Consider the following 23,365-nt stretch of genomic DNA (forward strand, 5'->3'; position numbering starts at 1 on the left):
TCAATCAATTTACATGGAATAGTCGTCGAGTTCGTATACGTGCAGCGCCTCTTTTAGGGGGTTGTCTTTTAGGGTTTCGACGAACACTTTCGCCTTGTCGAGATTGGTAAAGAGCTCCACATCGCTTTCGATGCTGGTGCGACGAATCAAAAATCCGTCGCGCTTGGAGTCGTTGCCCTTGGTGGGGGTGTTAAAGACCATGTGGATCTTGCCGCCTCGAATATAGTCGATCATGGTGGGCGGCGCTTCCTCTACGCGGCGCACCAGCTTTGCGTCGATGCCTAAATCGGCGAGATAGGCTTTGGTGCCTTCGGTGGCATAAAATTCGTAGCCCAGCGCGTCCATTTCCCGGGCGATGGGGGCGAATTCCCGTTTGTCGCGGTCGCGCACGGTACATAAAATGCGCCGCTTTTTGTCCTCGATGTCCATGCCGGCGGCCAAAAATCCCTTTGCCATCGCCTCTTCTTCGGTAGCGCCGACGCCCAGCACCTCGCCGGTGGAGCGCATTTCGGGCCCGAGGGAGGCCTCGACGCGGTGGAGTTTTTCGGTCGAAAATACGGGGATCTTGACGCAGGTATAGGCCGCTTTTTTGCCGATGCCGGTGGCGTATCCCATGTCTTTGAGGCTATGGCCCAGCATGACCTTGGTGGCGAGCTCGGTGATATTGATGCCCGTCACCTTCGAGAGATAGGGCACGGTGCGGGAACTGCGGGGGTTGACCTCGATCATATACAGCACCTCGTCTTTGATGATGTACTGGATATTAATCATGCCGATGACGCCGAGTTCCAGGGCGACTTTTTTGGTCGCCTCCAGAATTTCCGCTTCCATCTGTTCGCTGATATGCCGGGAGGGATAAATGCTGATGGAGTCGCCGCTGTGCACGCCGGCGCGCTCCAAGTGTTCCATAATGCCCGGCAGGAATACGTCGGCGCCGTCGCAGATGGCATCGACCTCGCATTCCATGCCCTCGATATACTGGTCGATCAGCACGGTGCGCTCGGGATCTAAGGCAAAGGACTCTTCGAGATAGTACCGGAGGTCTTCGTCGTTGGTGCAGATCTCCATGCCCTGGCCGCCCAGCACATAAGAAGGCCGTACCAATACGGGATATCCCAGCGCCTTGGCGCCTTCCATTCCCTCTTCTACGCCGTGGACGCCGATGCCCTCCGGCCGCATCAGCTGGAGGTCTTCGAGCATGGCGTCGAATTTTTCGCGGTCTTCCGCCCGGTCGATGGCGGTGGGGTCGGTGCCCAAAATGGGAATGCGCGCTTCCTTAAAGGCGCCGGCGAGTTTGATGGCGGTCTGTCCGCCGAATTGGAGGATGACCCCTTCCGGCTGTTCTTTTTCCAGGATATTGAGGCTGTCTTCTGCCGTCAACGGCTCAAAGTACAGCTTGTCCGATATGTCGAAGTCGGTGGATACGGTCTCGGGATTGTTGTTGATGATGATGGTTTCGTACCCTTCTCGGCGCAGGGTCTTGACACAGTGGACCGAGGCGTAGTCGAATTCCACGCCCTGGCCGATGCGAATGGGGCCGCTCCCGATGACGACGATGCGGCGCCTGTCCGCAGATACCGGCGATTCGTCCTCACCTTCGTAGGCGGAGTAGAGATAGTTCACTTGGGGATCGGCGAGTCCGCCGCAGGTATCCACCTTGCGGTATTTGGCCTCGATGCCGAAGAGCTTTCGCAGCTCGCGGATAAACTTTTCCGTGACATCCAGCCGATTGGCGATGATCTCGTCGGAAAAGCCCATGCGCTTCATCAGCCGCAGTTTTTCCTCCGAGAGGTCTTCTTTCTTCATGCGCTCGAGTTCCGCCTCCAGGTCGACGATGCCCTTGATAATGCGCAGAAAATACGCATCCATCCCGGTCTCGCGGCTCAAACGCGCGATGTCGTAGCCGGTGTTTAAGAGGGCGGAGAGGTAGAACAGGCGCTCGTCGTTGGGGCGCTTTACATTTTCCTTTAAGGTCTCTATGTCCATCTTCTTAAATCGGGGGTGCAGCAGGCTGAAGGCGCCGATCTCCAAGGAGCGCAGTCCCTTTAGGAGCGCCACTTCGAGGGTGGGTCCGATCGCCATTACCTCGCCCGTCGCCATCATCTTGGTGCCGAGATTGCGATCGGCGTTAAAGAATTTGTCGAAGGGCCATTTGGGGAGCTTGACCACCACATAGTCGATGGAGGGCTCGAAGGCCGAGGAGGCGTCGCCCGTCACCTTGTTTTCGATCTCGTCGAGAGAAAGCCCCAGGGCGATCTTCGAAGCCACCCGCGCAATGGGGTATCCCGTCGCCTTGGAGGCGAGCGCCGAAGAGCGGCTGACCCGGGGGTTGATCTCGATCACGGCGTATTCCAAGCTGTGGGGTTCCAGGGCGAACTGCACATTGCAGCCCCCTTCGATCCCCACGCCTTCTAAAATCTTAAAGGCGGAGCGGCGCAGCATATTGTGCTCCACATCGCTTAGGGTCTGGGTGGGCGCCACCACGATGGAATCGCCTGTATGGACGCCGACGGGGTCGATGTTTTCCATATTGCAGACGCAGATACAGGTGCCCTTTGCGTCGCGGATCACTTCGTACTCGATTTCCTTCCAGCCGGTGATGCACTTTTCGATCAGCACCTGCCCCACACGGGAAAGGTGAATGCCCGAGCGGGCGATGTTTTCGAGCTCGTCCGCGTCCTCGCAGATGCCGCCGCCGGTGCCGCCCAGGGTAAAGGCGGGGCGCACGACCACGGGGTAGCCGATCTCGTCGGCATAGGCGAGGGCGTCTTCGACGCTTTCGACGGTCTTGGATTCGATGATCGGTTCGCCGATTTCTTCCATCAGCTGGCGAAATTGTTCGCGGTCCTCGCCCTTTTTGATCGACGGGATCGAGGTGCCGATAATCTGTACGCCGTATTTTTCCAAAATCCCCTTGTCGTAGAGTTCGATCGAAAGATTCAGCCCGGTCTGCCCGCCCATGCCGGCGATCAAGCTGTCGGGACGCTCCCGTTCGATGATCTTTTCGATCACATCGACGGCGAGCGGCTCGATATAGACCTTATCCGCCACTTCGCGGTCGGTCATAATGGTGGCGGGGTTGGAGTTGACGAGGACGACCTCGACCCCCTCTTCCCGCAGGGATTCACAGGCCTGGGTGCCGGAATAATCGAATTCCGCCGCCTGGCCGATGACGATAGGGCCGCTGCCGATCACGAGTACTTTCTGTATATCTTCTCTTTTGGGCATTTTCGATTCCTCCTATGCGAATGTCGAAAGGCGATCGCCTTCCGCTTGTTCCAGACCTCTCGCGCCGCTCAACCCGAAGGGATCGAACAGTACGCCGTAGGCGCGTCGTTCGGCGTCGTAAAAGCCTTCGATGCTCTGATCCGAGACGTGGGTGTAGATGCGCTCCACATCCTCCGGCAGATCGTCGACGATGTATTCGTGGTTTTGGCTCGTCATATACACGCGCCCGTCCGCGGCCTTTACGGGAATGGAGGCGCCGCAGTGGCCCTGTTCGAGTTTTTGCAGGCTCCCGCCCAGCGCCATGCCGAGAAACTGTGCCCCGAGGCCCGTGGCATAGATGGGCACCTTGCCGAGGATCTCGCGAATGTCTTGAATGATGTCCACATATTGGGCGGCGATGCCCGGCCCGGAGCTCAAAAACAGAATGTCCGGCCGATCGGCGAGAATCGCGTCAAAATTCGTCATGGCGGGGTAGACCACCACGCTGAAGCCCAGTTCGCGCAGTTTTTCCATGGTGCCGTCTTTTACGCCGAAATCCCACAGGGCGACGGTCTTTTCGCCGCCTTCGATCTCGGCCACTTCTACGGCGCTGACCGCCTCGATGGTGTTGGGGTTTTCCGCCGCAAAGAAGCGCTCCATCTCCGAGGGCGTAAGCAGCCGGTCGGTGATGATGCCGCGCTGGCCGCCGCTCTTTCTGAGGTGGCGGATCAACCCGCGGGTATCCGCCTCCTCGACGCCCACCACGTCGTGGTAGTCGAGATACGCCTTGAGGTCCATTTCGCTCCGAAAGTTGGTCGCATTTTCCATCGCCTTTCGGCAGATCAGCGCCGAGATGGTGGGGCCTTCGGACTGGTTGTCCTCAAAGTTCATGCCGTAGCCGCCGACCAAAGGATAGGTAAAGATCAAGAGGCGATCGAGATTGGCGGGGTCGGTCATCACCTCTTCGTGGCCGATCATGGTGCCGTGTACGAGAAAGTGGCCCCCGACTTTTTTTCGACGTCCGGCGAACTGCCGCCCCTTAAATACCGTGCCGTCTTCCAATTGGATAAAGGTCTCCATATTTGCCTCCTATACGATGCCGCGGATCTCATCTAAAGACCCGATGTTCTCACGCGCTGTATATGCCTTCAAATCGTTGATGATGGTTTCCATACAATGGGGGTCGGCAAAGTTCATGGTGCCGATCTCCACCGCCTCCGCCCCCGCCATAATCATAGCGATCACATCTTCCGCCGAGCGGATGCCGCCGATCCCCACCACGGGAATTGAAACCGCCCGCGCCACATCGCGCACCATGCGCAGAGCGATGGGAAAGATCGCAGGGCCCGAAAGGCCGGCGTAGATATTGTCGAAGACGGCCTTTTTCTCGTCCACATCGATGGCGAACGCCTGGAAGGTATTCACCAGGCTGATGCCGTCCGCCCCCGCCGCTTCGCACGCTTTGGCGAGCTCCGCCGGGGCATCGCCGTTGGGCGAAAGCTTCACGATCACCGGGTGCTTGGTGCGTGCCTTCACCGCCCGGGTGATGGCAGCGGCGTCTTGGCAGTGCAGGCCGAAGGCCATGCCACCCGATGCCACATTGGGGCAGGAAATATTGAGCTCGATCATATGGATGTCGGTGTCATTGAGCATTTCGGCGGCCTCGAGATAGTCCTCGGTGCTGTTGCCGCCCAGGTTCACGAGCACAGTGGTGTCGATCTTTCGCATCTCGGGCCAAATCTCTTCGATAAAAGCCGAAACGCCCGGGTTTTCCAGGCCGATCGAGTTCATAATCCCCGATGACGTCTCGTAAATCCGCACGCCGGTGTTGCCTTCTTTGGGCCGCAGGGTGAGCCCTTTCGAGGCGATGCCGCCCAAAATCGCGGGGTCGTAAAAGCGGGCGTATTCCGCGCCGAAGCCGAAGGTGCCCGAGGCGCCGATCAAGGGGTTTTTGAGGGTTCTGCCCCCGAGTTTTACTTCCAGCATACGGACCTCCCTTCGAATACCGGGCCCTCTACGCAGACCCGCTCGCGGTGCTCTTTCACCTTACAGGTACAGGCGAGGCAGGCGCCGAAACCGCAGCCCATGCGCGATTCCAGCGACACATATACGTCGCCCTTTGCCTCCTCTACCGCCCGCTGCATCATGCCGGCGGGGCCGCAGGTGTAGATCGTCTCGTCCCCGACGGTGAGATCGCGGAAGATGTCGTCGCCGATATAAAAGCGCACCCGATCGCCATAGGGCGCATAGAGCGCCTCCAGCGCGGGATTCGGCGCGCGTAGGCCGATGGCTACGCGCAGGTGTTTCTTTGCGTCGGATTCCAACAGGTGAAAGGACGGCGCAATCCCCGTGCCCCCGCCGATAAATAGCGTCGGCGCTTCCAAGGGCGGAAAGCCGTTCCCGTAGGGACCCTCTACGTCGATCGAATCGCCGGGGCGCAGACGCCGAAAGCCTTCGGTGCCTTCTCCCACCGCCTTAATCAGAAAGGAAAGTCCGTCGATGGCCGAAAACACCGAGAGCGGCCGCCCCAGCAATCGGGAGCGGTCGTTGGGCCGCAGCATAAAAAACTGCCCCGGCACGACCGTCGATTCCCCGTCCAGTCGCAGGAGAAAGAGATCTTCCCCCAGCGCTTTATTTTCCAAAACTCGCATCGCTCGCCTCCAATAATGTCAGTATCAGCGCCATGCGCATATACATGCCGTTTTTCGCCTGCTTAAAATACAGCGCCCGCGGGTCGTCGTCCACCTCGGTCGCAATCTCGTCAACCCGGGGCAGCGGGTGAAGTACGATGAGATCGTCTCGCCCCCGATCGAGCACCGTTTGGTTCAGAATATAGGAGCCGCGGTAGCGCGCCGCCTCCTCGGAACTGGCGAAACGCTCCCGCTGTACCCGGGTCATATAGAGCACGTCGAGGTCTCCGATCGCCTGCGCCAAATCCCCGGTCTCGGTATAGGGGCAATTCGACTTTTCCAAATACACCGCGGGCATCTCGAGCCCTTCCGGCGAAATAAAGACGAATTCGTTGTCGTAGTGGTTCAAAAACTCAAAGAGCGAATGCACCGCCCGGCCGTAGCGCAGATCGCCGCAAAATCCCACCTTTAAGCCCGACCAGGCGCCCTTTTCGTCGCGAATGGTAAAGATGTCCGCAAGGGTCTGGGTGGGGTGGGCGTTGTCGCCGTCGCCGGCGTTGATCAAGGGCATGGTGGTAAGCAGCTTGGCGACCTCGTGCTGGGTATGTGCCACGGGGTGGCGCATGGCGCAGATATCGGCGTATTGCTCGGCGATCTTTACCGTATCCCCTTCGCTCTCGCCCTTTGCCAACGACGACACCTTTGCATCGCCCAGATGGAGTACGTCGCCCCCCAGGCGATACATCGCCGCGTCGAAGGACATGCGGGTCCGGGTGGAGGGCTCAAAAAAAAGACTGGCCAAGATCTTCCCGTCGCATCTGTGTCGATACAATGCGGGATTTTCTGCGATGTCCGCTGCCAGTCTGAATAATGTGTCGTACTCTCTCGAGGTAAAGTCATCCGGTTCGATCAGGTGTCTGAGCATATTGCCTCCTATACAAAAAAAGCTTTTATCGGAAGGATAAAAGGCACAAAGAGAGACCCGTCCCGCGAGGGGAAGGGGGTATTCTGTTTTGCGACCTTTTTAGTGTCCCGCACTAAATTAAAAGTTCGTTTTCTATGGTTATACTACGCTTTTCGGCGCTGCGCGTCAAGCCAAAAGCAAAAACGCGCAAAAAAAAACCCGGCAAAGCCGGGCCTCTTGAGTCTCCGCCTAGCCGGTCTCCATTTAATTCAGACCCGCCCTAAAATTAAGGTGGGTAATCTGCTAACTACTTCTAACTTCCACGCAGTGGAGGCTTGTTATAGGGAGCTAGACACAATTTCCCGTGTCTGATTTGTCGGTTGAATTAATGTGAAGATATCGTACGCGGCAGAGATCTACCTTGTGGTTATTATACTACTTTTCGCCCTTTTGTGCAAGATCGCAGGTGCCGGCGGGCGCATTGAAAAAGTATTGCGGAATTTTTGAAAAAAGCTGTATTCTTCTGCCGTCGCGGGGATGCAGAAACGCCATCGTATATACGTGGAGCCGCATGGGCCCCGCCCCACCGCCGTACAGATCGTCGCCCACGACGGGATGGCCCAAATGCGCCATATGGCAGCGAATCTGGTGACAGCGGCCGGTCTCGAGGGCGATCTCGACCAGGGTGTTGTCCCCGCGCCGCACGGGCCGGTAGCGGGTCAGCGCCCGCTGCCCGTCTGCGCGCACCTCGCGCACCAGCGACGCATCCCCCGGGCCGATGGGCGCATCGATCGTGCCCGCCTTTTCGATTCGCCCGCGGCACAGGGCGATATAGCGCTTGCTCTCGGTGTGTTGCGATGCCAACTTGCCGTATGCGTAGGGGTTTTTGGCGACCACGAGGATCCCCGTGGTCTCCTTGTCGAGCCGCCCGAGCATGCGCACCTTACGCCGGATGCCCCGCGTGCGAAAATAGCCACAGATCTCGTTGGCGAGCGTCCCCGTCGGGTATTGGGCACAGGGCATAGTGGGAATCACGCCCTTTTCGACGGCGAGAAGATCGGCATCTTCGTAGAGGACCCGCTGGCGAAAGGGCGACGGCACCGTATTCGTCTCTTCATCGGCGAAGGCGAGGGCGATCGTCTCGCCGGCCTTCACCGGCTGAAAGTTTTTGATGGGTTCTCCCGCGCGGGTGATTCGCCCGCTTCGAAAGGCGCGCTTCATCAATCCGCGCGAAAGTCCCGCCCGCTTGCAAAGCGCATCGCAGCGCGTGTACTCTTTTGTCGCCGTAAAATTTATACTGTCATCGCTTTTCATTTGTCTCCTTTTGCTTTACGATATAATAGATGGCATGAATTGAGGTGAACGATGGCCAATAAACTGATCAATATTATTTCGAATTCGAATTTTGAAAGTCGCAAGACCACCAAGCGGCTGATCCAAAAACTCAAACAGCATAATTATAATCCGACCACCACACTCTCCCCCCGGGCGGCGCTCACCATCACCGTCGGGGGCGACGGCGCCTTTATCAAGGCGGTCAACCGCACCAAGTTTTCCGATACGCCCATCGTCGGCATCAACACAGGGCATTTGGGATTTTTTCAGGAAATCAGTCCCGAACAGCTGGACGCCTTTATCGACGCCTACGACAACAATCACTACCGGATCGAGCGATTGCCGATCCTCGGCGCGGAGGTCTATACCAATCAGAAGAACTTTTTTCTCTACGCCGTAAACGAGGTCGTCCTCAAGGCGCAGAATTCCAAAGTCATCCATATGAACATTTTTATCGACCGCAACCACCTGGAAAAATTCTCGGGCGACGGTATTCTGGTCGCCACCCCGGCGGGTTCCACCGGCTACAATATGTCCTTGGGCGGCGGCATCGTCCACCCGGGGGTCGAGGCCATGTCGGTGACCCCGATGGCGGGGATCTCGTCGCACTCGTATCGCTCGCTCCGCTCTAGCCTCGTCATTCCCGGCAACCACGTCGTCAGTCTGGTGCCCGAGCGCCGATACGCCAATTCCAATCTGATCCTCGTCGACGGGCGCGAGCACACCTACAATCAGCTGAAGCGGGTCAATATCCGCTTCGCCGACCGGCACCTGAATCGCCTCGTTATCGACAGCAACTACTGGGAAAATATCAAGAGCAAATTCCTCTAATCGGCTCCTTCGCGGGGCCTTTTTTATTGCCCGGAACTTTCCGCGATCTCTTTGATCTTCTCGTATTCCCGCTCGACGATGCGCCGCCAGGAATGGTTGCGGATCTTGTCGTAGACCGCATCGGAAAAGGGCTGTTTTTGCCGCAATCTTAGAATCTGCTTTTCGATCGCCTCTTCCAAGCGCTCGACATACCCGTCGATCTCGAGCTTATAGGGCTTGTCGAGCTCATAGAGATTCGGCAGCTTTACGATCTCGATCTCATCAGCGTTCACGACCGCATTGCCCAAGAGCTCCATCAACCCGTCGAGCTCGGCGGTGACCAGGCGCATACGGCACGCCAGCGCCTCGATCGCCGTAAGTCCCAGTCCCTCGTAATAGCTGGGCAGCACGAAAATATCGCAAGTCTTCATATGGGCGCCCAGCGCCTTTTGGTCGATGACATTGTGAATCCGAAAGCCCTCTTTGTAGTGGGCGCACTCGAAGATGCGGTCCTTGTGCTCCAAGGATTCCTCGCCGATAAATTCCATCGTGATCTCCGGGTACTTGCGCTTGAGATTGGGGTAGGCCTTCGCGAGCTCGTAGACCCCCTTTGCCCGGGAGAGCTTGCCGGCGTAGACGATCTTGATGATCTCCTCCTCGCGCCAAATGCCCTGGTCGTTAAAGACCGACTCATTATACCCGCCGCCCATAACGGTGATCCGCTCCTCGGGAATTTGAAAGATGCGCGATACCCCCGCCTTGTCCTTGCGAGAGAGCGCAAAGACGTGGGCGAGTTCGTGTATGCGGGGCGCGTGGGCCTCGGCGAGCGCCTCGTGGTTTTCCGCCTGACGCAAATCCGTGCCGTGGGCAATCCCCACCACAGGAACGCCGGGAAATGCCTCGATCACCATATTCGTCAAATACCACAGGTGGTGGGCGACGATCACATCGGGCGTAAACTCCGACTTGATCGCATCGAGCCGACGCCGAAACGCCGCCTTCCACCGGTAAAGCGTCTCCTCGTCCATGGCGGAGTACACCGTGTTGGGATAGGGCATCTCGTCGCTCATGCCCGCGATGGGAAAGGGCAGCTCCTCGCTTAAAAAGCGCACCGGATAACTCGCCTCTTCGAAGTGGAATTCGTAGGGATCCTGTACGGCATACAGCAGCCGATTCTCCACCCCCTCCCGCTTGAGTCCCGCGAGGAGATTGCTAAAATAGACGCCGCTCCCGGTGCGGGTCGGCAGTTGCGCTAAAGTGTGTAGTATCTTCATGGATCTCTCCTGTTTACCCCTGTCCGTACATCTGTTTGTAGCGGGCGATATTTTCGTCGGACAAAAATTCGTTGGCGGCGTTGATTTCTTGGAAGAGCCGCGTCGTGTCCTCGCCGAGATTCAAATCGGGATGGTACTTCTTCGCGAGCTTTTTATACGCCAGGCGGATCTCATACTTATCTGCGTCGGTACTTACGCCCAAACGGCGCGCCGCGGTCTCGTATTTTTCCTTAAATCCGCCGTCGAAGGTCGTATTGCCGTAACCCGCGCTTCCGTAGTCGTAGCCGCCCTGTCGGTAACCGCCTTGGTTGTAGCCGCCGAAGCGCGCGTCATTAAAGAACGCCTCGAACTGCCGGCGGAACATCTCCTCCTCCAGCCGCTGACGTTCTTCCGCCTGCCGCTTTCGTTCTTCTTCGATTTTGCGGGCGTAGCGACGGCCATAGTCGCCCATCGTGTCGTAGGTGACATTCTTGCCCAAAAGATAATAGTCCGCCCGCTCGTAAAAATACTCCGTCGCCATATACTGCAGATACTTGAGCCGGGTGATGGCAAAAGAACCCGCCACCGGAAAGACCAGCACAAACAGCACGATCCAAAACCAGGGAATCCCGTCGCGACTGCCGAAGCTCAGCGGAATCCAGAGGATAAAAAAGAACAGACAGCCCCCGAAAAACAACAGCGAGATCAACAGACTGCGAAACGAGCGAAAGACCTCCACCAAAAGGCTGAACACCGTAATAAAAAACTCCAACACATAGTCGATGACGATGCCGATATATTTATAAAAATTTCCGCGAATCTTATCCATTGTCTCTCCTGTACTCGTCCATAAACGCCCGATCTTCTCGTACCAAATCGTCCTCTCCCGCCAGCGTCTCCAAATGGTGGGTCAGCTCGTGATAGAGCGTCTTCTTGAGCTCCTCGTACAGCGCCGCTTTGGGAAGAGACCCGTACATCGCGAGAAACGATCCGTAATACAGCACGATACTCTGGCCGATGGGTTCCTGTTTATAGTGGCCGAGAATATACAGCTCGGGGTAGTCTTCGTCCCGCATCGTCTCTTCGGAAAAGAGCACCCCGCCGTTTAGGCCGCGAAAGTATTCGGCGGGCAGCGCATCGACGATGTCGTCGAGCATTTCCGCCATTTCTTCAAATCTTTCCTCCATAATGATTGCCTCCTGAACCTTCATTATATGGGATTCTTAGGGGAATGAAAAGGTTTCGGGAATAGAAAATGGGCACTGCGACGTACCCCCATTGTCATTCTGGGGGGACTCACTCCGAGTCGAAGGATCTCTTTCCCTGTATGGGGAATACAGAGAAGCCGATGCCGAAACGCACGGCGTACCCTTTTCTTGAACAACAAGACACGCAGTAAGTACCATGCAACCCATCGACCCGTTACCCCCTATTGTCATTCTGAGCGAGGAACTTGTTCCGAGTCGAAGAATCTCGTTCCCTACATAAAGTTCGCAGAGAAGCCGATGCCGGAACGCACGACGTATCCTTTTCTTGAACAACAAGACTCGCAGGAAGTACCATGCAACCCATCGACCCGTTACCCCCTATTGTCATTCTGAGCGAGGAACCCCGTTCCGAGTCGAAGAATCTCGTTCCCTACATAAAGTTCGCAGAGAAGCCGGTGCCGAAACGCACGGCGTACCCTTTTCTTGAACAACAAGACTCGCAGGAAGTACCATGCAAGCAGTCGACCCGCAATAGCCCACGGAGATCCGTTCGACTCCGCCTTCGGCGTCGCTCAGGATGACAAGGCTTTTTTCACGCCCTGTCTTTGTTTGCGTACCCCCCCATTGTCATTCTGAGCGAGGAACCCCGTTCCGAGTCGAAGAATCTCGTTCCCTACATAAAGTTCGCAGAGAAGCCGGTGCCGGAACGCACGACGTATCCTTTTCCCCTTCCACCCCCTTTCCGGCACAAAAAAAGAGGCATACGCGCGGTATGCCTCTCACTTCTATTTTACAGTTGTTCTCTTAAGTCCTTATGGGTGTTGCGATTCCCCATATAGGTCAAAAATCCGCCGACGGTAATGATGCCGACGATAAGGGGAATCCACGGATTTTGCACGAATCCCGCCACGATGTAGGACAGGAAGCTCGCCGCCGCCACCATCACCGCATAGGGAATCTGGGTGGACACGTGATCGACGTGATTGCAGCCCGCCCCGGCGGAGGACATGATGGTGGTATCGCTAATGGGCGAGCAGTGGTCGCCGCAGACGGCGCCGGCAAGGCAAGCCGACAGGCCGATAAAGAACAGAGGGTCGGACACGTCGAACATGCTGACGACGATGGGGATCAAGATCCCGAAGGTACCCCAAGAGGTGCCGGTGGCGAAGGCCAAAAACGCCGCGACGACGAAGATGACCGCCGGCAGGAACAGTTGCAGTTCTCCCGCCACATTGCCCATTATGCCCGCCACGAACTCGGCGCTGCCCAACAGGTCGTTGGAGATATTTTTGAGGGCGGTGGCCATGGTGAGGATCATAATCGCCGCCACCATGGAGTTAAAGCCTTCGGTAAAGCAATCCATGGACGCCGAGAAGGTGAGCACCTTTCTTAGAATCAAATAGATCAGAGTGAAGATCAGGGTGATCATCGCGCCCCAGGGGAGCGCCACGGTGGCATCGGTGTTTCCGAATGCGCCGATAAAATCGCCCGCGAATTCGCCGCCCGCTTCAAAGAATCCGCCGACATAGACCAGAGATAATACCGAGGTCACGATCAAAAACAGGATCGGCACCACGAGATCGCGCATATGGGCGCGGTCGTTCTGTACGGTGGAGGTGACGTCGGTGAGGAGCGCGCTGGAGTCTTCGCCGCCGAGGGCTTCTTCTTCAAACTTCAGCATGGTCCCGAAGTCGTCGCGCATCATGATCAGTACCACGACGAAAAGGAGCGTCAACAGGGAGTAGAAGTTGTAGGGAATCGCCTTGACGAACATGGTGATGCCGCTCATGCCGGTGCCCGAAGCGTAGCCCGAGACCGCCGCCGCCCAGGAACTGATGGGGGCGATCATACAGATCGGTGCCGCCGTGGCGTCGATGATATAGGCGAGCTTGGCGCGGGAGATCTTGTAGCGGTCGGTGATGGGCCGCATCACAGAACCCGCGGTAAGGCAATTAAAGTAGTCGTCGATAAAGATCAAAATTCCGAGGAAGAAGGTGGCGAGTTGCGCGCCCCTACGGGAGGTGATGTGCTTTGCCGCCCATTCTCCAAAGGCGGTGGTGCCGCCGCTCTTGTTGATCAAAGAGACCAAGATCCCCAAAAGCACGAGAAAGAGGAAGATCCCCGCCGTGCCTGAAATGGAGTTGATGAGCCCTTCGTTGATGACATAGTCCATGGTCTTGGGAAGCGAGCCGCCGGAGGCCAAGAGGGCGCCGACGAAGATGCCCGCAAAGAGGGAGGGAAAGACCTCCTTGGTGATGAGCGCCAGGGTGATGGCCACCACCGGGGGCACCAGCGCCCAGAAGGTGGCGGCGGTCTCGACGCCCGAGGCGGCGACGAAGAAGCTGCCGATGACGGCGATTGCCGCCAGGATCAATGCGATACGTAAATTTCTTTGGTTGTTCATGGTATACATCCTTTCTTAGAATTTCAATCGAAACAAAAAGAGCCATGATGCAGTCATGGCTCCTGAAATTCTGTATGAAAAGAATACCTCAAAAGACACGACAGCTCTCCGTCCTCGTGGACGACAGTACGCAGAATATTTTCCTGCGTCCCGGTGAATGACACCCGTGGACACGAATGCCAGACCCTCGGCACGACACCCTTTCCCGCCGATCCATTGACCGGAGATCCGCGGTACTGATGTGCAATGCGCCTCTATCATGTAAATTCGATTGTGTAACGAGTATATCCGCCCTGTGGGAAAATGTCAAGGAAAAAGCAAATTTACGCCTAGAGAAGTACCAGACTGATTCCCATCACCGCCATGCCGAAGATAAGGCCCAACAAGGAAAGGTGGGTCTCGCCATAGGCACGGGAGGCGGGCAAGAGTTCGTCGAAGGAGATTAAGACCATAATGCCCGCCACGGCGGAAAACACGATGCCGAACAGAAACGGACTCAAAAACGGCATCAGGACAAAATAGGCGATCAGCGCGCCCACGGGCTCGGAAAATCCGCTTAAAAACGTGAGCCAGAGCGCCCGCTTTTTATCCCCCGTCGCAAAATAAATGGGCGCCGCCACGCCAATCCCCTCGGGAATATTGTGGATGGCGATGGCCACGGCGATCGAAAAGCCCAAAGTCGGGTTCGCCACCGTCGACATAAAGGTCACCATGCCCTCGGGAAAGTTGTGGACCCCGATGGCGACGGCGCTTTTGACGCCGACTTTTTTGAGCGCCAAATCCTCTTTGTGCGCTTCCATTTCCTCTTGGGTGCGGATCTCGTGGGGCTCATCGGCGTCGGGCACCAAGTGCGAGATCAACCCCACCAGCGCCATGGCGCCGAAAAACGCGCCGAGCATCCACAGACTCGCCACCGCTTCGGAGGCGCCTTCCATAAAGTGCTCTTTGGCGGTGGGGAGCATTTCCATAAAGGAAATATAGATCATCACGCCGGCGGAAAAGCCCAGGGCGGCGGATAGGAATTTCTTGTTTTCGGAGTCGGTGAAAAATACGATCACCGCCCCGAGCATGGTGGCGAGGCCGGCGAGGGCGGACGCCAAAAACGCGATTAGAATATCGGACATATTGCCTCCTAAAATTGTTCGAAGATCTTTTGGGCGCCCGCGAGCATTTGTAGGCCCAGCGCATAGCGCGCACCCATCATATTATAGACGGCATCCTCCGAAAGCACGCCCCGGGGAATGCCTTCGAGGCCGCCTTCCGCCTCATAGGAGAGATCGGCGTCCATCTCGTTGCTGCCGTAATAGCGGCGCAACTTTTCGTATTCGTCCGCCCGCTCTAAAAAGCGCGAAAGGGCATTTTCTATGTTTTTTATGTCTTCGATTTGGGCATTGAGGATCGCTTCCATCGCCTGTACCCGTTCGATCTGTTCGTTCATCTCTCCTCCTTTATACTAACCGAATAAAAAAACGCCTCTCGGCGCCTTTTTACTGAAAGAGACGCGACGCCTCTTTCGTCAACTTTTCCAGGATCAATATTTGTACCACGATCTTGATCACCAACATCAAGAGTTGGAAGGGCATTTTTGTCATCAGGAGCGGTATAAATTCGCTGCCGAAGAGTATGTTCAGCCACAAGGTGCCCAAAATCATGTTTACAAATACGGTCACCACCACATTGGCCAAGGCGATGCGGCCTTTGGTCAAGGGCTTTTTGTAGAAAAACCATCCATAAATGGCGGCGGACAAAAACGCACTCGCGGTAAATCCGGGAAAGTACGGTCCGGTGGGCTTCGAAATATAGCCGACGATGTCCGCGACCACCGAGCCGATGCCCGAAAGCCACGGTCCCAGCGTCGCCGATGCCAGGGTCACGGGGATAAAGGAAAAGCTGATCCGTTGATAGTTTCCCAGTTCGATCCCCAGCGTCCGGGCAAATACGATCTGCAGTGCCACCATAACCGCCAAAAAGGTCAGTTTTTTCGTGTTTTTCAATTGTTTCCTCCTCAAGCCGCTTAAGAGGACAGCAGCGGATGCGACAAAAGATAGCGAGCCTCTTTCTCTTCGTTTGGAGGCAACTTCCCATCCCCCAACACTTAACGCCTTTTGTCTACTCTACTCGTGATGTCCATTATAGTCGCTTTCGGAGCGGTCCACAAGGGCGCGCGTCCCTTTCTCGCAAAAATCCTTTATCTCGCCTTTACATTGCCCAAGAAGATCTCGCCGGTATCGCCGTTGACGGTGATCATACTGCCGGGTTTTAGGCCGCCGGTAATCCCCTTGGCGCCGATGACCGTGGTTTTTTCGAGTCCCAGCCCCGCGATCGCCGAGGGCGAGGTGAGCCCCTCTTCTTCCGAAACCAGACCGCCCGCCCGCTGCAGATACGGGGCGAGATCCTTGTGGTAGCTTTGAATCACGAGAATATCGCCGTCGGAGAAGTCGCGCACATAGTCCTGGGAACCCGCGACGATCCGCGCCCGCGCGGTGTGCACGCCGCCGCCCAGACCCATGCCCTTGTGCAGCGTCGTCGTGACTTGGTGCACCTTGAGGACATTGGTGCTTCCCGCCACGCCTTGGGGAATGCCCGCCACGATGATAATCAAGTCGCCGTCTTCGATCCGGCCGGCATTTTTGGCGACCTTGGCGGTGTCGTCGAAGATATGCTCGCCGCGATTGTCGCCGAGTACGCCTTCTACGCCCCACTGCAGGCCCATCTGCCGCAATACGCGCGGGTCTTCGGTGACGGCGATGACCCGGGTGCGGGGGCGAAATTTGGAGAGGTTTCTCGAACTGTAGCCGGTGGCGGTGGCGATGACGATGGCATCGGCCGAGAGCTTTTCCGCCATTTCTACGGCATTGTGGACCACCACATTGGTGGTGGTGTAGCTGAACTTTTCGCCCTTCTTCAAGATGGCGTCGTAGTCCAGCGACCCCTCGGTCACCCGGCAGATCTTCGCCATGGTGCGCACCGCCGCCAAGGGATACTTGCCGCTTGCGGTCTCGCCCGAGAGCATCACCGCGCTGGTGCCGTCGATAATAGCGTTGGCGACGTCGTTGACCTCCGCCCGGGTGGGTCGGGGGTTGCGGATCATGGAGTCGAGCATTTGGGTGGCGGTGATGACGGGAATCCCCTCGGCGATGGATTTTTCGATCAGCCGCTTTTGTACGATGGGCACGTACTCGGTCTCGATCTCGACGCCCATATCGCCCCGGGCGACCATAATGCCGTCGGCGAGGTTTACAATCTCGTCGATGTTTTCGATCCCCTGGCGGTTTTCGATCTTGGCGATGATCTTAATGTCCTCGCCGCCGCTCCGTTCCAAGATCTCGCGGATGACAAAGAGGTCCTCTTTTTTGCGGATAAAGGAGGCGGCGATAAAGTCGACCCCTTCTCGAATGCCGAAGAGGATGTCCGCCCGGTCCTTATCGGTAAGCGCCGGCAGCCGGACGCGAGCGCCGGGCACATTGATGCCCTTGTGGTCGCTTACCTCGCCTCCGTTTACGACCTCGGTGCGGATCACGCCTTCTTCGACGGCGACGGTGCGCAGTTCGATGAGCCCGTCGTCGATCAGGATGGGCTGGCCGATCTCCACGTCCTTCCAGAGGGAGGGGTATGTAATCGACACCCCTTCCCCGTCGCCTTCTCTCTCCTCGGCGTATAGGCTGAAGGCATCTCCCGTCGAAAGGGTAACCCCGCCCCCCGAGAAAGTGCCGGTGCGGATCTCCGGTCCCTTGGTGTCGAGCATAATGGCGACGGGCAGCTCCAATGCCTCCCGCACCCGCTTAATGGCGTCGATGGTCTGTTTATGGCTTGCGTGGTCTCCGTGGGAAAAATTGAGGCGACAGACGTCTACCCCTTCTCCCATCAGCGCGGCGAGGGTCTCCTCGTCCGCCGATGCCGGCCCGATGGTGGCGACGATCTTCGTCTTTTTCATGGAATCCTCCTAAATGGAAATCTTATCCAATGTGTCGTAGAGCGCGCGGTCGAATGTCTTTTCGATCTCCAGGGCCTCTGCGAGGTCCATAGAGAGTACGTCCCCTTTCTTCATACCCAATGCGATCGACACGGGCCCATCGGCACAGGCGCGTACCGCCGCCGTCCCCAGGCGCGATGCGTTGATGCGGTCGGCCACCGAAGGCGAACCGCCGCGCTGCAGATAGCCAAGCACCGTGACCCGGGTTTCTACGCCGGTAGAAGCCTCCACATCCTCCGCCAGCGCATAGGGCGAGATTAAGCCTTCGGTCACGAGGATAATGTGGTGCCGCTTGCCTCGCGCCTTGCCGGAGAGCACCTTGTTTTTGATGCGCGCCACATCCATGGGGAGTTCGGGCACCAAAATACTTTCCGCGCCGCCCGCGATGCCGGCGCATAGGGCGAGGTCGCCGCATTTTCTGCCCATCACTTCGACGATATTCGCCCGCCGGTGGGAACTGGAGGTGTCCCGAATCTTTCCGATGGCATCGGTGATGGTCTCGATGGCGGTATAAAATCCGATGCTCGCCTGTTGGTAGCCCAGGTCGTTGTCGATGGTGGCGGGAATACACACCGCGGACTGCCCGCGCTTGGAAAGGGCGAGCGCCCCCGCCATGGAGCCATTGCCGCCGATCACGATCAAGTGATCGATCCCCATCGCCTTGAGGTTCTCCCGCGCCTGTTCTTGGCCTTCTTCCGTCATCATCGCCTCGGAGCGCCCGGTGCCGAGGACGGTGCCGCCCCGGTGGATGATGTCGGCCACCGACGAAAGGTCCATTTCCTCGGTCTCCCTGTGTAAGATGCCGTCGAACCCGTTGTGGATCCCCACGACCTCCATGTCCTCGTAGCGCGCCCCCCGCACCACGGCGCGTATCGCCGCGTTCATGCCCGGGGCGTCGCCGCCGCTGGTCAAAATTCCGATCCGCATATCTTCCTCACTTTCTGATCAGGTCCTTTTCGGGATCTATATACCCCTTTAGCGCCTCGATCAGTCCGTCGTCCACGCGCACCGCCAGATTCTCGGGCAGGCCGATCGCCTTTTTCTCCTCGGTGAAGTAGAGCACCACGGGGAGCGAGCCGGAATATTTCTCCAAAATCCCCTCAACCGCTTTCTGATCGCGCGCATCCTTTAGGCGAATATAGAGCTTTTCCCGATCGTCGAGATCCACGAGAGGGCGAATGTCTTCGACGAGGATCTTGCCCTCTTCCACATCGCTTCCCTCGACGCGGCCCGACACCAATAGGAGCTTGCCTTCTTCGAAAACGCCTCGGCCCATGGCGGCGTAGGTACGCGGGAATATCACCAGTTCGATGGTGCCGTACAAATCTTCCAGCACGCCGAAGGCCATCATGGTGTTTTTCTTCGTCACCATGGTCCGCGTCTCCCGGAGCATGCCGCCCAGTCGCACGCCGTAGATCGTATCCTGTGTCTCGAGGCGCTCGCGAATGCGCGCGGTATCAGTGTTTCCCTGTACCTTGAGGCTTTCTGTATAGGACTCCAGCGGGTGGCCCGAAACGTAGATCCCCATCACCTCGCGCTCGTACTCGAGTTTCTGCTTGCGGTCGAAGTCCTTGAGCTTGGGCAGGCTCTCTTCCAAAGGCACCGCCGTCCCGAACAGGCTCACCTGGCCGGGAATGTTCCGCTTCGCCTCGCCCTGAATGTGATCCATATACCGGTCATAGACCGCGAGGTACTGGGGCCGGTTGCCGCCCAAGACGTCGAAGGCGCCCGCCTTGATCAACGACTCCATAGAGCGCTTGTTCATAGCGCCCGGCGCCGCCTTTTCCACCCGGCGAATAAAATCAGTCATCGAGGTAAAGGGCCCATCTTCTCGCGCCGTTTCGATGGCGCGCACAAAGTTTGCCCCCACGTTTTTTACCGCCTTTAGGCCGAAGCGTATGGCGCCGTCTTCCACATTGAACTTCAGGTAACTTTCGTTGATATTCGGCGGCAAAATCTCGATCCCCAGCGCCTTACATTCCTCGATATACATCCGCACGTGGTCGGTGTCGGACATAAACGAGGTGATCTGCGCCGCCATAAAGGCCGCGGGATAATATGTCTTGAGCCAGGCGGTGCGAAAGGCGATCACCGCGTAGGCGACCGAGTGCGATTTGTTAAAGGCGTAGTTCGCAAAGTCGATCATCAAATCGTAGATCGCGTTTGCGCTCGCATCGTCCACCCCGTTTCGGATCGCGCCGTCCACCGCCACATTGCCGTCGTCGTCGAGGCTGCCGTAGATAAAATTCTGCCGTTCCTGTTCCATAACAACCATCTTTTTTTTGCTCATGGCGCGGCGCACCAAATCCGCCTGCCCCAGCGAATAGCCGCCGATCTTTCGCACGATCTCCATCACCTGTTCCTGGTACACGATACAGCCGTAAGTCTCGCGCAAGATCTCTTCCAGGGAAGGGTGAATGTAGCTGATCTTCGAGGGGTCGTGCTTGGATTCGATAAACTTGGGGATCTGGTTCATGGGGCCCGGCCGAAACAGCGCGTTCGCCGCCGCGAGATCCGCAAATTTCGTGGGCTTCAGTTCCTTCAAAAAGGCGCGCATCCCGCCGCTTTCGAACTGGAACACCCCCAGGGTCTGCGCCCGCTGAAACAGGGCGAGGACCGCGGGGTCGTCGTAGTCGATGGCGTCGAAATCCACCTCGATTCCCTCGTCTCTTCGAATAAAGGCGAGGGCGTCGCGAATGACGGTGAGGGTCCGCAGCCCCAAAAAGTCCATCTTGAGCAGGCCCAATTCCTCGAGCTCGATCATATTGAATTGGGTCGAGATAATGTCGCCGTTTCGCGTTAGGGGCACATAGTCGGTAATGGGGTTTTCGCTGATCACCACCCCGGCGGCGTGGGTGGAGGTATGCCGGGGCACGCCCTCTAAGCGAAGCGCGAGGTCCAGGAGCTTGTGGGTCTCTTCGTCCTCGTCGTAAGATTTCTTCAAAGAGGGCGAAATCTCGAGCGCCCGCTTTAAGGTGATGTTCAGCTCGTTGGGCACCTGCTTCGCCACATAGTCCACCCGCCCGTAGGGCAGATCCATCACCCGGCCCACGTCGCGGATGGCGGCGCGGGCGCCCAGGGTACCGAAGGTGACGATCTGCGCCACGTGGTCCGCCCCGTATTTTTCGATGACGTAGTCGATGACCTCCTCGCGCCGTTCGTAGCAGAAGTCCACGTCGATATCGGGCATGCTCACCCGCTCGGGATTCAAAAAGCGCTCAAAGAGCAGGCCGAACTTCAGCGGATCCACGTCGATAATCTCGAGCGCATACGAAACCACGCTCCCCGCCGCGGACCCTCGGCCCGGCCCCACCTCGATGCCTTGGGAGCGGGCAAAGCGAATAAAATCCCATACGATCAAAAAATAGTCCGTATACCCCATCGACTCGATGGTCGAAAGCTCGAATTCCACGCGCTTTCGTATCGTGTCGTCTATGGTGCCGTAGCGCGCACGCAGTCCCTTTTCCACCAGTTCGCGCAGATACCCCGTATTGGTGTAGCCCGCGGGCAACTCGAAGTGGGGCAGGTGGAGATTGTGAAACTCCATCTCCACATTGCAGCGCTCGGCGATTCGCACCGTATTTTGAAGCGCCTCGGGGGCGTAATCGAACAGCGCCGCCATTTCCTCGGGGCTCTTGACGTAGAACTCGTCGGTGGGAAAGCGCATGCGATCGCCGTCTGCAAGGATCGAACCCGTCTGCACGCAGAGCAGGGCGTCGTGGGCGTCGGCATCTTCTTTGTGTAAGTAGTGGCAGTCGTTGGTGGCGATCAGGGGAATCCCCGTCTTTTCGGAGAGCGCCAGCAGCTTCAAATTCACTTCTTTTTGCTCCCGCATGCCGTGGTCCTGAAGCTCCAAAAAGAAATTCCCTTCGCCGAAGATCTCCTCGTAGCGGCGCGCCGCTTCCTCGGCGGCGGCTTCGTTGCCCTGCAAGAGCTCGTACTGCACTTCCCCGCCCAGGCAGGCGCTGGTGCAGATAATGCCCTCGCTCTTTCTCCTGAGATCGTCCATATCCACCCGGGGTTTGTAGTAAAAACCCTCCACATAGCCGATCGATACCAAAGACATTAAGTTCTCGTAGCCGGTGCGGTTTTCCGCCAACAGAATCAGGTGAAAACGGCGGTTGTCCTTGTCGGTCACGGTCTTGTCCTTTCGGGTAACATAGACCTCGCAGCCCAATATGGGCTTTATGCCCGCCGCCTTCGCCGCCTTGTAGAAGGCGACCATGCCGAACATATTTCCGTGATCGGTGAGCGCCACGGCGTCCATTCCCAGTTCTTTGGTGTGGCGGCAGAGCTCGTCGAGCTTGGTAAAGCCGTCCAACAGCGAGTACTCCGAGTGCAAATGCAAGTGTACGAACGGTTTCATACTGTTTCCCCTCTAAATAAAAAAAGAGTTGTCTTGCGGCAACTCTTTGGAATGCGTTTACAGTTCTTCTTTGACGAAGGCGACCAGTCCCTCGACAGCCTCGTCCTCGTCGGCGCCGTCGGCGCGGAGCACGATCTCCTGTCCCGAGAAGACCCCCAGGCTCATAATCCCGATAATGCTCTTGCCGTTGACTTCTTCGCCGTTTCGGAGGATGGTGATTTCCGAGGCAAATTGGTTCGCTTTACGCACAAACAGCGCCGCAGCCCTTGCGTGTAAACCCTCTTCGTTTTGTAATGTAACCTTAGACTCTTTCACTTGACACTCCTCTCAGCTTTTCCGCCAAGGCGCGAATCTTCTTAAATCGATGATTGACGCCGCTTCTCGACATCGCCGGTTGCATCATGGCGCCCAGCTCCTTCAGGCTCGCCTGAGGATGGGACAACCGAAGCTCCGCGACGCGGCGCACATCTTCTTTCAATCGATCCATGCCGTAGATCCTTTCGATCAGTTCGATGTCTTCGACCTGCCGCGCGCTGGCATCCACCGTCTTGGTGAGATTGGCCGTCTCGCAGTTGACCAGTCGATTTACCGAATTGCGCACGTCTTTTACGACCCGCGCGGATTCGAATTCCAGTACGGATCGGCTCGCGCCCATAAAGGCGAGCAAATCGGAAATTTTTTCCGCTTCCTTGATATAGACGATATAGTCGTCTTTTCTATATATGCCCTTTGCGCCGAGTTGTACTCGGTTCAACCACTTGCACAGATCCGCGCCGTGCGTGCGGTCGTGGGTAATAAACTCCAGATGGTAGCGCTTGGTGGGTGCGGTAATCGAACCCGCCCCCAAGAAACAGCCGCGAATATAGGCGCGGATCGCATCGGCGCTTCTTAAAAATTTTGCGTCCAAAGTGTAGTTCATCTGGAAGACATTGTCCTGTCTGAGGAAATCGCTATCCATAAGTAAGGCCTGGACCGAGTCGAGGTCTTCGACGCGAATTTTATAGTGCTTGTTTCTCTTCAGCTGCAGATTCTTCGACTGCATTACCTCGACCCCGCTGTCGGTCACCCGCTTTAAGACGGATACGATGCGTCGGGCGACGGGCGCGTTTTCGGTGACGAAGGAAAGCCCGATATTCAGGTCTTTCGTCAAAGAAATTACGCCGCAGGTGCGAATGTAAGCGGCGAGTTCCGCCTCGACGATTTCCATATCGTGCATGGGAACGCGCGCCAATTCATTTTTTACGTCTTTCGAAAAACTCACTTCGTCCTCGATCC

At 57.2% G+C, this 23,365-nt stretch carries 19 protein-coding genes, 1 other RNA gene and 2 riboswitches; of the genes, 1 reads left to right on the forward strand and 19 read right to left on the reverse strand.

What is annotated here, in order from left to right:
- Positions 1–9 precede the first annotated feature (9 nt).
- From carB to EL294_RS06795, 7 genes are all read right to left on the reverse strand, one after another.
- Positions 10–3,228: a carbamoyl-phosphate synthase large subunit gene (gene carB, locus EL294_RS06765; RefSeq protein WP_126466060.1), complete on the reverse strand. Its 3,219-nt coding sequence runs from the start codon at positions 3,226–3,228 to the stop codon at positions 10–12.
- A 12-nt stretch (positions 3,229–3,240) separates the two neighbouring features.
- Positions 3,241–4,287, reverse strand: a complete 1,047-nt coding sequence (locus EL294_RS06770; RefSeq protein ID WP_126466062.1) for a carbamoyl phosphate synthase small subunit — start codon at positions 4,285–4,287, stop codon at positions 3,241–3,243.
- 9 nt (positions 4,288–4,296) lie between these two features.
- Positions 4,297–5,193, reverse strand: a complete 897-nt coding sequence (locus tag EL294_RS06775; RefSeq protein ID WP_126466064.1) for a dihydroorotate dehydrogenase — start codon at positions 5,191–5,193, stop codon at positions 4,297–4,299.
- Positions 5,181–5,858 (reverse strand): iron-sulfur cluster-binding protein, encoded by a 678-nt coding sequence (locus tag EL294_RS06780; RefSeq protein WP_126466066.1) that lies wholly within the window; start codon positions 5,856–5,858, stop codon positions 5,181–5,183. The genes EL294_RS06775 and EL294_RS06780 overlap by 13 nt, the downstream gene beginning before the upstream one ends.
- Entirely contained in the window at positions 5,839–6,762 is a 924-nt protein-coding gene (gene pyrB / locus EL294_RS06785) for an aspartate carbamoyltransferase (RefSeq protein WP_126466068.1), read from the reverse strand. Before pyrB ends, EL294_RS06780 begins: the two co-directional genes overlap by 20 nt.
- A 217-nt stretch (positions 6,763–6,979) precedes the next feature.
- Positions 6,980–7,159: non-coding RNA, 6S RNA (gene ssrS / locus EL294_RS06790), on the reverse strand.
- Between the two features lie 17 nt (positions 7,160–7,176).
- Positions 7,177–8,055, reverse strand: a complete 879-nt coding sequence (locus EL294_RS06795; protein ID WP_126466070.1) for an RluA family pseudouridine synthase — start codon at positions 8,053–8,055, stop codon at positions 7,177–7,179.
- A 51-nt stretch (positions 8,056–8,106) separates the two neighbouring features.
- On the opposite strand from EL294_RS06795, the gene EL294_RS06800 reads away from it, so the two are divergent.
- The gene (locus tag EL294_RS06800) at positions 8,107–8,907 is read left to right on the forward strand and encodes an NAD(+)/NADH kinase (RefSeq protein ID WP_126466071.1); all 801 of its coding nucleotides are present in this window, start codon (positions 8,107–8,109) and stop codon (positions 8,905–8,907) included.
- Between the two features lie 23 nt (positions 8,908–8,930).
- Here EL294_RS06800 and EL294_RS06805 read toward each other — a convergent pair whose 3' ends face one another.
- From EL294_RS06805 to whiA, 12 genes are all read right to left on the reverse strand, one after another.
- A complete protein-coding gene (locus EL294_RS06805; protein ID WP_126466073.1) occupies positions 8,931–10,160 on the reverse strand; it encodes a glycosyltransferase in 1,230 nt (409 codons plus the stop codon).
- 13 nt (positions 10,161–10,173) lie between these two features.
- Entirely contained in the window at positions 10,174–10,968 is a 795-nt protein-coding gene (locus EL294_RS06810; RefSeq protein ID WP_126466075.1) for a J domain-containing protein, read from the reverse strand.
- Positions 10,961–11,326 (reverse strand): metallopeptidase family protein, encoded by a 366-nt coding sequence (locus tag EL294_RS06815; protein ID WP_164715253.1) that lies wholly within the window; start codon positions 11,324–11,326, stop codon positions 10,961–10,963. The genes EL294_RS06810 and EL294_RS06815 overlap by 8 nt, the downstream gene beginning before the upstream one ends.
- Before the next feature lie 811 nt (positions 11,327–12,137).
- Complete coding sequence (locus EL294_RS06820; RefSeq protein ID WP_126466079.1) at positions 12,138–13,751, reverse strand: Na+/H+ antiporter NhaC family protein; 1,614 nt, start codon at positions 13,749–13,751, stop codon at positions 12,138–12,140.
- A gap of 93 nt (positions 13,752–13,844) precedes the next feature.
- Positions 13,845–14,016, reverse strand: a riboswitch (Lysine riboswitch).
- A gap of 64 nt (positions 14,017–14,080) precedes the next feature.
- A complete protein-coding gene (gene zupT / locus EL294_RS06825) occupies positions 14,081–14,875 on the reverse strand; it encodes a zinc transporter ZupT (protein ID WP_126466081.1) in 795 nt (264 codons plus the stop codon).
- Positions 14,876–14,883: 8 nt separating this feature from the next.
- Entirely contained in the window at positions 14,884–15,189 is a 306-nt protein-coding gene (locus tag EL294_RS06830) for a DUF4298 domain-containing protein (protein WP_126466083.1), read from the reverse strand.
- 49 nt (positions 15,190–15,238) lie between these two features.
- Complete coding sequence (locus tag EL294_RS06835) at positions 15,239–15,745, reverse strand: folate family ECF transporter S component (RefSeq protein WP_126466085.1); 507 nt, start codon at positions 15,743–15,745, stop codon at positions 15,239–15,241.
- A gap of 30 nt (positions 15,746–15,775) precedes the next feature.
- Positions 15,776–15,870: riboswitch (THF riboswitch) on the reverse strand.
- 69 nt (positions 15,871–15,939) lie between these two features.
- Positions 15,940–17,685 carry a pyruvate kinase gene (pyk, locus tag EL294_RS06840; RefSeq protein ID WP_126466087.1) on the reverse strand — a complete coding sequence of 582 codons (1,746 nt, stop codon included), beginning with the start codon at positions 17,683–17,685 and terminating at the stop codon, positions 15,940–15,942.
- A gap of 9 nt (positions 17,686–17,694) precedes the next feature.
- Entirely contained in the window at positions 17,695–18,651 is a 957-nt protein-coding gene (locus EL294_RS06845; RefSeq protein ID WP_126466089.1) for an ATP-dependent 6-phosphofructokinase, read from the reverse strand.
- 7 nt (positions 18,652–18,658) lie between these two features.
- Complete coding sequence (locus tag EL294_RS06850) at positions 18,659–22,090, reverse strand: DNA polymerase III subunit alpha (RefSeq protein ID WP_126466090.1); 3,432 nt, start codon at positions 22,088–22,090, stop codon at positions 18,659–18,661.
- Positions 22,091–22,147: 57 nt separating this feature from the next.
- Positions 22,148–22,405, reverse strand: coding sequence for an HPr family phosphocarrier protein (locus EL294_RS06855; protein ID WP_126466092.1), 258 nt, complete (start codon positions 22,403–22,405; stop codon positions 22,148–22,150).
- Positions 22,392–23,351, reverse strand: coding sequence for a DNA-binding protein WhiA (gene whiA, locus EL294_RS06860; protein WP_126466094.1), 960 nt, complete (start codon positions 23,349–23,351; stop codon positions 22,392–22,394). Before whiA ends, EL294_RS06855 begins: the two co-directional genes overlap by 14 nt.
- Between the last annotated feature and the right edge of the window lie 14 nt (positions 23,352–23,365).

The organism is Aedoeadaptatus ivorii (assembly GCF_900638585.1).
Classification (GTDB): Bacteria; Bacillota; Clostridia; order Tissierellales; family Peptoniphilaceae; genus Aedoeadaptatus; species Aedoeadaptatus ivorii.

Coding starts and splice junctions, on each gene's coding strand:
- pyrB (WP_126466068.1), bottom strand. CDS start 6,762: ATGCTCAGACACCTGATCGAACCGGATGACTTTACCTCGAGAGAGTAC.
- EL294_RS06795 (WP_126466070.1), bottom strand. CDS start 8,055: ATGAAAAGCGATGACAGTATAAATTTTACGGCGACAAAAGAGTACACG.
- zupT (WP_126466081.1), bottom strand. CDS start 14,875: ATGTCCGATATTCTAATCGCGTTTTTGGCGTCCGCCCTCGCCGGCCTC.
- EL294_RS06800 (WP_126466071.1), top strand. CDS start 8,107: ATGGCCAATAAACTGATCAATATTATTTCGAATTCGAATTTTGAAAGT.
- EL294_RS06805 (WP_126466073.1), bottom strand. CDS start 10,160: ATGAAGATACTACACACTTTAGCGCAACTGCCGACCCGCACCGGGAGC.
- pyk (WP_126466087.1), bottom strand. CDS start 17,685: ATGAAAAAGACGAAGATCGTCGCCACCATCGGGCCGGCATCGGCGGAC.
- carB (WP_126466060.1), bottom strand. CDS start 3,228: ATGCCCAAAAGAGAAGATATACAGAAAGTACTCGTGATCGGCAGCGGC.
- EL294_RS06775 (WP_126466064.1), bottom strand. CDS start 5,193: ATGCTGGAAGTAAAACTCGGGGGCAGAACCCTCAAAAACCCCTTGATC.
- EL294_RS06850 (WP_126466090.1), bottom strand. CDS start 22,090: ATGAAACCGTTCGTACACTTGCATTTGCACTCGGAGTACTCGCTGTTG.
- EL294_RS06780 (WP_126466066.1), bottom strand. CDS start 5,858: ATGCGAGTTTTGGAAAATAAAGCGCTGGGGGAAGATCTCTTTCTCCTG.
- EL294_RS06830 (WP_126466083.1), bottom strand. CDS start 15,189: ATGAACGAACAGATCGAACGGGTACAGGCGATGGAAGCGATCCTCAAT.
- EL294_RS06815 (WP_164715253.1), bottom strand. CDS start 11,326: ATGGAGGAAAGATTTGAAGAAATGGCGGAAATGCTCGACGACATCGTC.
- EL294_RS06810 (WP_126466075.1), bottom strand. CDS start 10,968: ATGGATAAGATTCGCGGAAATTTTTATAAATATATCGGCATCGTCATC.
- EL294_RS06820 (WP_126466079.1), bottom strand. CDS start 13,751: ATGAACAACCAAAGAAATTTACGTATCGCATTGATCCTGGCGGCAATC.
- EL294_RS06770 (WP_126466062.1), bottom strand. CDS start 4,287: ATGGAGACCTTTATCCAATTGGAAGACGGCACGGTATTTAAGGGGCGG.
- EL294_RS06845 (WP_126466089.1), bottom strand. CDS start 18,651: ATGCGGATCGGAATTTTGACCAGCGGCGGCGACGCCCCGGGCATGAAC.